At 68.7% G+C, this 8,202-nt stretch carries 1 protein-coding gene; it reads right to left on the bottom strand.

What is annotated here, in order from left to right:
- The coding region (locus ABZV91_RS31495; RefSeq protein WP_355249369.1) for an amino acid adenylation domain-containing protein at positions 1 to 8,202 on the bottom strand (8,202 nt) is incomplete at both ends.

Here is an 8,202-nt window from a genome sequence, read left to right as displayed (position 1 = left end):
CACCGCCGGCGCCGACGGATCCACCGCCACCGCCGCGGCCAGCAACTCCGGCAACGTCGACGCCGGCACCGCCGCACCACCCGTGCGGGACAGGATCTCGGCGCGCTCGGCCTCGTCCAGGATCTCGATCGACCCCAGCGCGATATCCGGGTCCGCGGCCACCGCGGTCAGCAACTGCCGGAACCGGGTGATCACGGTTCGGATGGTCGCCTCGTCGAACAGTTCGGTGGCGTAGTTCAGGAACAGGGTCATCCCGCCGGAGCCGTTCTCGGCCAGCGTGAACTGCAGATCGAACCGGGCCACATCTTCCACGAGTTCCAGCCCGGAGACCTCCAGACCCGCGAGATCCAGCACCGGCTGCTCGTTGTTCTGCAGCGACAGCACCACCTGGAACAGCGGGTTGCGGGCCTGCGAACGCTCCGGCGCCAGCAGATCCACCAGCCGCTCGAACGGCACATCCGCATTACCGAACGCATCCAAGTCGACCTGCCGAGCCCGATCCACCAACTCGGCGAACGATTCGCCCGACCCGACCGCGGTCCGCAACACCAACGTGTTCACGAACATACCGACCAGATCGTCCAGCGCCCGCTCACCACGACCCGCGATCGGCGTACCGATCGCGATGTCATCGCTACCGGACAACCGTGCCAGCAACGCCGCCAATCCGGCATGCAACACCATGAACATCGAGGCGCCACGAGTACGCGCCATACCGTCCAGGCCCTGGATCAGCTCAGCGGACAACTCGCCGCTCACCGTCGCGCCGCGCATCGACGCCACCGCCGGGCGCGGCCGGTCCAGCGGCAACGCCAACTCGTCCGGGACGCCGTCGAGGGTGCGCTGCCAGAACGCGATCTGGCGCGCCAGCGGCGAATTCACATCGTCCTCGGCGCCCAGCACCTGCCGCTGCCACAGCGTGTAGTCGGCGTACTGCACCGGGAGCTGATCCCAGCCCGGCTCGAGATCCCGAGCCCGTGCCGCGTAGGCGGTCATCACGTCCCGGGCCAGCGGGGCCATCGAGAAACCGTCGCCGGAGATGTGGTGCACGACCACCACCAGCACGAACTCCCGCGGCGACAGCTCGAGCAACCGAGCCCGCAACGGCGGGGCCACGGAGACGTCGAAACCGACACCCACGAACTCCGCTACCGCGGCGGGCAGTTCCTCCGCGGTGACCGCGACCGTCTCCAGCCGGAGGTCGACGCGGTCGGCGGGCACGACCAGCTGCACCGGCACTCCGGAACGCTCCGGGAAGTAGGTGCGCAGCGATTCGTGCCGCCGCAGCACATCGGCCAGGGCCGCGCGCAGCGCCGCCACATCCAGGTCACCGGAGAGCCGGATCGCCATCGGCAGGTTGTAGGCCACCGACGAGGTGTCGTACTGGTTGAGGAACCACATCCGCTGCTGCGCGTAGGACAGCGGCACCAGCTCGGGCCGCGGCCCGGCCACCAGGGCCGGACGCGCTTTCTCACCGGCGTGCTCCACCCGCACGGCCAACGCGGCCACCGTCGGCGCCTCGAACAGCGCGCGCACCGTGACCTGGGTATCGAGCGCGGTCCCGACCCGGGCCGCGACCTGGGTCGCGACCAGCGAGTTACCGCCCAGCTCGAAGAAATCATCGTCCGCGCCGACCCGGTCCAGACCGAGCACCTCGGCGAACGTCGACGCCACGACCTCCTCGATCGGAGTCGACGGCGCCCGGAACACGCGCGCCTCGAACACCGGTGCCGGCAGCGCTTTGCGGTCCAGCTTCCCGGCGGCGTTCATCGGGAACTCGTCGAGCACCACGAAGGCGGCGGGCACCATATAGGCCGGAAGTTCGGCACGCAGCGCGGTCCGCACCGCCTCCGGATCGATCGCGCGACCGGTTTCCGGTACGAGATAGGCCACCAGCTGGTCACCGGTGTGCTCATCGGTGCGCATGACCACCACTACCTGGGCGATCTCGTCCACACCGAGCAACGCCGTCTCGATCTCGCCGAGCTCGATGCGCAAACCGCGCAGCTTCACCTGGAAGTCGGTGCGGCCCAGGTATTCGAGCTCGCCGTCGAAATTCCAGCGCGCAAGGTCGCCGGTCCGGTACATCCGCACGCCGGCGCCGAACGGGTTCGCCACAAAGCGGTCGAAGGTCAGATCGGCGCGGTCCACATACCCGCGCGCCAGCTGCGCGCCGGCCACATAGAGCTCACCGGGAACCCCCGGCGGGACCGGGCGCAACCGGCCGTCCAGCACGTAGGCCTGGGTGTTGAAAGCCGGGACGCCGATCGGCACCGAGACCGTGTCGGCCTCGGTCACCTCGTGGAAGATGAGGTCGACCGTGGCCTCGGTGGGCCCGTACAGGTTGTCCAGCCGGGCGTCGGTCAGCTTCCGCAACCGGCGCGGAAGATCGACGGGGAGCGCCTCGCCGCCGACGACGATATGGCGCACACTCGACCAGGCGTCGGGACCGGTGTCGGCCATGATCACCGACAGCATCGACGGTACGAACTGCACCGTCGTCACCCCTTCGGAGGCGATGATCCCGGCGAGATAGGCGGGGTCACGGTGCCCGTCGGGGCGGGCGATGACGAGCCGGGCGCCCACCTGCAACGGCAGGAAGAACTCGGGGACCGAAGCGTCGAAGGTGACCGTGGCGCGCTGCAGCATGACATCGGACGCGCTCATCCCGTACCGCGCGTGTGCGGCCACCAGGTAGTTGACGATCGCCTTGTGCGCCACCGCGACGCCCTTGGGGCGGCCGGTGGAACCGGAAGTGAAGATCACGTACGCGGTGTTGGCCGAACGCAGCGGCCGCAGCCGATCTGCATCGGTGAGCGGAGCATCTGAGTATTCGGACAGATCCAGCCGATCGATGCGCAGCTGCCGCTCGATCACCGGGTCCAGGTCCGCACCGGCGGTGAGTACACACACCGGACGCGCGGTATCGAGGATATGCCCGAGCCGTTCCACCGGCTGTTCCGGATCCAGCGGTATGTAGGCGCCGCCGGCCACGACGACGGCGTACATACCGACGACGAGATCGAAGGACCGCTGCATACCCAGCGCCACATACACCTCGGGCCCGACACCCATCCCGACGAGCCGGCGGGCCAGCCGGTGTACCCGGCCCGCGAACTCGGCGTAGGACAGATTCGTCCCCTCGAACGTCAGCGCGATCTCGTCCGGCGTGCGGGCGACCTGCGCCTCGAACAGGGAGACCAGGGTGGCGGTCGCATTGCCGGGGGTCTCGGTGAGCGCGGTCTCCACCGGGAAACCCGTCGCGTTCCAGCGATCGAGCACCAGGGCGCGTTCGGCCGGAGCCATGAGATCGATATCCCCGACCGGCACCGTCGCGTCCGCGATCACCGCACGCAGCACCCGCACGAAGCGCCGGCCGAACTCGGAGATGAAATCGTCGTCGAACAGTTCGGTGGCGTAAAGGATCTCGGCATCCATACCCGACCCGCCGGCGACCGCGTCGCTCAGAGTGAGCGAAAGGTCGTATTTGGTGGTCGGGATGTCGACGTCCAGCCCGGTCATCGTCAGACCCGGCAGTTCCAGCCGGGTATCGCCCAGGTTCTGGAAGGCGAGCATCACCTGGAACAGCGGCTGACGGGACTGGGACCGGACCGGATTGAGGGCCTCGACCAGCCGCTCGAACGGCACGTCGGCGTGTGCGAACGCGGCCAGATCGCGATCACGCACATGCGCGAGCAGGTCGGTGAACGGCGCGCCGATATCGACCCGGGTCCGCAACACCAGCGTGTTGACGAACATGCCGATCAGCTCGTCGAGCACCCGCTCGCCGCGGCCGGCGACCGGGATACCGATGGCGATATCGTCGGTACCGCTGAGGCGGGCGAGCAGGGTGGCGAATGTGCTGTGCACCAGCATGAACAACGTGACGCCCTGGGCCTGGGCGACCCGGTTCAACTCGTCGATCACCGCACCGGGCACGACGAAGCGGTGTGTCGCCGCGCGTTCGCTGGCGACCGCCGGCCGCGGCCGGCTGGACAACCGGAGTTCGTCGGGCAGTTCGTCCAGTTCGGCCCGCCAGAAGTCCAGCTGCTGGGAGACCAGCGACGCCGGATCGTCATCGGATCCGAGCACCTCGCGCTGCCACATCGCGTAGTCGATGTACTGCACGGCCATCGGTTCCCATTCCGGGACCGCACCGGCCGAACGCGCCGCGTACGCGATCATCAGGTCACGGCTCAGCGGCCGCATCGAGAAACCGTCGGCGGCGATATGGTGCACCACACCGGCCAGTACGTAGTCGTCCTCGGTCAGGCGATAGACCCGCAGCCGAACCGGCAGTTCGGTGGTCAGATCGAAGCCGCGGAAACCGAATTCGGCGATCGAGGCGAGGAGTTCGCCACTGAGTTCGGCGCCCGACACCGCGGCCTGGTGCGTTCCGATGATCTCCACCTCGGGAACCGCGCGGTCCGGCGGCAGCACCTGCTGGTAGCCGATGCCCTCGTGGGCCGGGTACACGGTGCGCAGCGATTCGTGCCGGGCGATCACATCCGACACCGCCTGCAGCAGCACCACCATGTCGACCGCGCCGGTGAGCCGCAGCACGAGCGGAATATTGTCGACCGCGGAATTCGGTTCGAAGCGGTTGAGGAACCATATCCGCTGCTGTGCCTGCGACAGCGGCGGACGTTCGGGCCGGGGACGCGCGGCGAGAACCGGGCGCCCACCGGCACCGGCCTGCTGTTCCACCCGGGCCGCCAGCGCGGCCACCGTCGAATCCTCGAACAGCATCCGCACCGGGACCTGGGTATCGAGTGCGGCCCCGATCCGGGCCGCGACCTGGGTCGCGATCAGCGAGTTACCGCCGAGGGCGAAGAAATCGTCGTCGGCGCCGACCCGTTCGGTACCGAGGACCTCCGCGAAGACCCCGGCCACGATCTCCTCGATCGGTGTCGACGCGGCGCGGGAACCACTCGATTCGAACACCGGCGCGGGCAGGGCCCGGCGATCCAGCTTTCCGTTGATGGTCAACGGGATCCGGTCCAGTACGACCACCGCGGACGGCACCATATAGGAGGGCACCCGCTGACCGACACCTTCGCGGATCGCTTCGGTATCGGGCTCGTCCTCGGCCTCCGACACCACATACGCGACGATCCGGTGATCGCCCGGATTGTCCTCGCGGACGATGACCGCGGCCTGCGCGACATCCGGCTGCGCGAGAACCGCCGCCTCGATCTCACCGAGCTCGATCCGGAAACCGCGCACCTTGACCTGGTCGTCGGCGCGGCCCAGGTATTCGAGTTCGCCGGAGCGATTCCAGCGTGCCAGGTCACCGGAGCGGTAGAGCCGCGTCCCGGACGTACCGGGCTCGGCCAGCGGGTTCGCCACGAAACGGGCCGCCGTCAGATCCGGGCGATCCAGGTAACCGTGGGCGAGCTGCCCACCCGCGATGTACAGCTCACCCGTCACCCCGACCGGCACCGGCTGCAGCCGGCTGTCGAGTACGTAGATCTTCAGCCCGGCGATCGCCCGGCCGATCACGCTACCGGTGGCCCGGGCGATGATCTCCGCGTCCAGCGCGCGGTAGGCCACGTGCACGGTGGTCTCGGTGATGCCGTACATGTTCACCAGCACCGGCGAGGCGGTTTCCCGGTCGCCGATCTGGACGGTGCGCCCGGTCGAACCGTCACCGTGCCGGGCGATCCACTCGGAGAGCCGGCGCAGCTCCAGTGCCTCACCACCGAAGATGACGTACCGCAGCGCGAGCGGACGTTCCGCTTCCGCGGTGCGGTCCGCCTCGGCCAGCTGATAGAACGCCGACGGCGTCTGGTTCAGCACGGTGACCCGCTCGGTGCGCAGCAGTTCCAGGAACTGCTGCGGCGAGCGCGAGGTGTAGTAGTCGACGACCACCAGGGTGCCGCCGAAGAGCAGCGGGCCCCACAGTTCCCAGACCGAGAAGTCGAAGGCGTAGGAGTGGAAGAGGGTCCACACGTCCTCGGGACCGAACCCGAACTCGCGCTCGGTATTGGCGAACAGCCGCACCACGTTCCGGTGCGCGACCGCGACGCCCTTGGGGCGACCGGTGGAACCGGAGGTGTAGATGACGTAGGCGGTGTTGTCCGGACGCAACGGCGCCAGGCGATCGGCGTCGGTGACCGGACCGTCGTCGGCGTCCTCGATATCACCGGCCTCCACGGCGTATCCGTCCACCACGACATAAGAGATGCCGCCGGGCAGGTCCACCCGCACCGAGGAATCCAGCACCACGGTCGCGGGACGCGCGTCCTGGAGTATGTAGGCGATCCGATCGGCGGGGGAATCCGGGTCCACCGGCACATACGCGGCACCGGACTTGATCACCGCGAGCAGCGCGACCACCAGATCCAGCGACCGCGGCAACAGCACCGCGACCCGGGCCTCCGGTCCGGCGCCCTCGTCGATCAACCGGCGCGCCAGCACATTGGCCCGGCGCTCCAACTCGGCGTAGGTGAGCTGATCGCCCTCGTACTTCGCGGCGGTCCGATGCGGATGTTCTCCGGCGGCCGCCTCGAACAGCCCGGCCAGGGTCGCCGTCTCGGGGTCGTCGAGCGCTACGCCGTCGACGGTGAACACACCGGGACGGGCATCCGCACGGGATTGCGCCCAGCGCTGCGTCACATCGATGCGCTCGGTGTCGGCGAGCAGATCGATATCGCCGACCGCTGTCGCCGGCTCCCGGACGATCGCGCGCAGGATGCGCAGGAAACGCTCGGAGAAACCGGCCACGGTCTCCGGATCGAACAGATCTGTGGCGTATGCCCACTGCATCCGCAGACCGCCGTCGGCGGCACCCTCGGTACCCACCGTCAGCTGGAGGTCGAACTTCGACTGACCGGTCTGGAAGTCGACGACACCGAGGTCCAGCCCGGGCAGCGAGACCGCCGCCGTATCCGCCACCGATGCGGCCTCGAAGGCCAGAACGACCTGGAACAACGGGTGATGCGCCCGCGAACGGCGCGGATTGAGGATATCGACGAGCCGCTCGAACGGGATATCGGCGTTCGCGAAGGCGGCGAGGTCGGTGCGGCGCACCTCGGCCAGTAGTTCGGTGAACGGCGTGCCCGGGGCCACCTCGGTCCGCAGGACCAGGGTGTTGACGAACATACCGACCAGATCATCGAGCGCCTGCTCACCGCGGCCGGCGATCGGGGTGCCGATACTGATATCGGAGCTGCTGGACAACCGGCTCGCCCAGGCGGCGAGCGCGGCATGCACCACCATGAACAGGGTGGTGCCGTGCGACCGGGCCAAACTCTCCAGACCGGCACGCAGTTCGGCGTCGACCGCGAAATCGTGGGCGGCACCGGCATCGGAAGAGATCTCCGGGCGCGGCCGGTCGGCCGGCAGGTCCAGTCGGTCGGGCATATCCCGCAACTGTTCGCGCCAGTAGGCGATCTGTTCGGCGGCCACCGAGTCGGGATCGTCCTCCGAGCCCAGCACCTCACGCTGCCACAACGTGTAATCGGCGTACTGCACCGCCAGCGGTTCCCAGGCGGGGACCACACCGCGGCTGCGATCGTTGTAGGCGACCACGAGGTCCCGGAGCAGCGGACGCGGCGAGAAACCGTCGGCGCTGATGTGGTGCGCGACCAGGAGGAGCACGTGGTTGTGCTCGTCCAAGCGCAGCAGCGACACCCGAAACGGGAGTTCGGTCACGACATCGAAGAGGACTCCGGCCAATTCGAGAATGCGGGCGGGCAGTTCCGCCTCGGTGACCGGTTCGGGATCGAGCTCGATATCCACCGCACCGGCCGGCAGCACCTGCTGGTAGCCGATACCGTCCACTTCCGGATACACGGTCCGCAGCACCTCGTGCCGCGCCACCAGGTCCGAGACGGCCGCACGCAGCGCGTCCACGTCGAGATCACCGGTCAACCGCACCGCGAGCGGGATGTTGTAGGCCGCGGACCGGTCGTCGAACCGGTTCAGGAACCACATCCGCTGCTGCGCCAGCGACAACGGCACCCGCTCGGGCCGCTCCCGCGGCGCGAGAACCGGAAGATCCCCGCGCCCGGTGGCGGTCTCGGCGGCCGCGGCCAGCGCGGTGACGGTGGAGGCCTCGAACAGCATCCGCACCGGTACCTGCGCATCGAGCGCAGCGCTCAGTCGCGCCGCGACCTGGGTCGCGATCAGCGAGTTACCACCCAGAGCGAAGAAATCATCATCGGCACCGATGCGCTCCACACCGAGGACATCGGCGAA

Origin of the sequence: Nocardia sp. NPDC004568 (genome assembly GCF_040609955.1) — a bacterium.
Classification (GTDB): domain Bacteria; phylum Actinomycetota; class Actinomycetes; order Mycobacteriales; family Mycobacteriaceae; genus Nocardia.
The sequence above is the reverse complement of the archived record's forward strand: the minus strand, read 5'-3'. Positions and strand labels throughout refer to the sequence as shown.